Here is a 1985-nt window from a genome sequence, read left to right on the forward strand (position 1 = left end):
CCCCCCGCCTCCCCGGCCGCTTCGAACGCCGTCGCGCCGGAGGCCTCGCTGGCGAAGCCCTTCAAGCTGTCGCGCCGCTTCGACCGCACGGCGCGCCTGTTGGGCGACAACGCCATGGAGCGGCTGGCCAACGCGCACGTGGTGGTGTTCGGCCTGGGCGGCGTGGGCAGCTTCACGGCGGAGGGCCTGGTGCGCAGCGGCGTGGGCCGGCTGACGCTGGTGGACCACGACGACGTGTGCGTCACCAACACCAACCGCCAGCTGCACGCGACGGTGAAGTCGGTGGGCAAGTCCAAGGCGGAGCTGATGGCCCAGCGCTGCCAGGACATCAACCCGCAGGCGAAGGTGGAGGCCCTGCGCGAGTTCTACCGCGAGGAGCTGGCGGAGACGCTGCTGCCCGCGGGTAGGTACGACTTCGTGGTGGACGCCATCGACAACGTGAAGGCGAAGCTGCACCTGCTGCACCGGTGCGTGAGCCTGGGCCTGCCGGTGGTCAGCTCCATGGGCGCGGCGGGACGCCTGGACCCCACGGCCATCCGCGTGGAGGACCTGAGCGAGACGCACATGGATCCGTTCGCGAAGGACATCCGCAAGCTGCTCAAGCGCAAGTACGGCGTGGAGACGGAGCGCCACACGGGCATCACGGCCGTGTACTCCATCGAGACGCGCCGCCAGCCGGTGCCGCTCAACTACGACGACGCGACCGACGGCTTCCTGTGCGTCTGCCCGCAGGACAACGAGTTCCACACCTGCGACCACCGCACGCAGATTGACGGCAGCGTGGCCTTCGTCACCTCCGCCTTCGGCATGAACGCCGCGGGCGTGGTGGTGCGCCGGCTCGCTTCCACGCGTTAAGCGACTCGGGGCCGGGCCTGCGTCACCGCGGGCTCCCGGCCGCACGGGCGGCGGAAGACGCAGCGGGCGCAGGCGTCCAGGTTGCCCGTCTGCGGGAAGGCCTCCACTTCCTTCGGCGTGTTGGTGGCGGCGTCCTTCAGCAGGGAGCGCATCCCCTCCACGCTCCGGGCGAAGTGCTGGCGGAAGGAGTCCATGGCGGACGGATCCACCGTCACGTCGTGCTCCAGCCCCTCGTTGAGGTACACGAGCGACGCGCGCACCTTCTCCAGCGGGTAGCGGTAGCGCTGCGCGATGTAGAGCGCGTAGCCCAGCACCTGTTCGTCGTAGCCCTCGCGCGAGCGGCCCGTCTTCCAGTCCACCACCACGACGGAGCCTTCGGTGTCCACGTAGGCGAAGTCCGGGATGGCGAAGGTCTTCACCCCGTCCAGGACGAAGTGGGCGAAGTCGAAGCCCGCGTCCACCTCCAGCCACTGCGCGGGCTTGAGCCCCTTGGCGATGCCGGGCCAGCGCGACTGGAAGAACCACGCGAGCGCGGAGCGCACCGTTTCGAAGTTCTGCTTCCAGGACTCGTTGGGGATGTCCTCGCCGTACTCGTGCTCCGCCAGGCCGGTGAAGGGCTTGCGGTACTTCTGCGTCCAGTAGGCCTTGGAGCGCGAGTGCCGGAAGTCGTCCTGCATCAGCTTGTGCGTGCGCGCTTCCACCTTGGCGGGGTCCACCTCACGGCCGGCGCGCCAGTCCAGCAGCACGTCCTTGAGGGCCTCGTGCACGATGCTGCCCGCCCAGGTGTAGCGGTTGTGCAGCTTCTTGAGGACGTAGAGCTCGCGCACGTCCCTGGCCGCCTCCGCCTCCCAGCCGCCCCAGGAGCGGTAGTAGTAGAGGTAGTAGGCCCGGAGGCACTCGGAGAACTTCTCGTGGCGGCTCTTCGACCAGGAGAAGTCGTTGGTGATGGGAGGGCGGGCCATGGACGCGGGGCATCCTATAGACGATCGCCCGCCTCGCCAGAAGAGGGACGGCCCGCCGGACAACCGCCCCCTGCCGTCGGTAAAAACGCCGGGGTCGCCCGACCGTACGGGTATGGTGCCGCGCCCCCCCGCGAAGAATCACATGAGCCCACGCAAGCGCACCGACAG

The 1985-nt window shown here is 69.2% G+C and carries 2 protein-coding genes; one reads left to right on the forward strand and one right to left on the reverse strand.

The window, feature by feature from the left end:
• Positions 1-48: 48 nt before the first annotated feature.
• Positions 49-855 carry a tRNA threonylcarbamoyladenosine dehydratase gene (locus tag D7X96_RS38890; protein WP_121725670.1) on the forward strand — a complete coding sequence of 269 codons (807 nt, stop codon included), beginning with the start codon at positions 49-51 and terminating at the stop codon, positions 853-855.
• Here D7X96_RS38890 and D7X96_RS38895 read toward each other — a convergent pair.
• Positions 852-1817, reverse strand: a complete 966-nt coding sequence (locus D7X96_RS38895; protein ID WP_120551520.1) for a PD-(D/E)XK nuclease family protein — start codon at positions 1815-1817, stop codon at positions 852-854. The two genes, D7X96_RS38890 and D7X96_RS38895, sit on opposite strands and share 4 nt — an antisense overlap.
• Positions 1818-1985: the final 168 nt, after the last annotated feature.

This window comes from Corallococcus interemptor, from assembly GCF_003668875.1.
Taxonomy (GTDB): Bacteria; Myxococcota; Myxococcia; order Myxococcales; family Myxococcaceae; genus Corallococcus; species Corallococcus interemptor.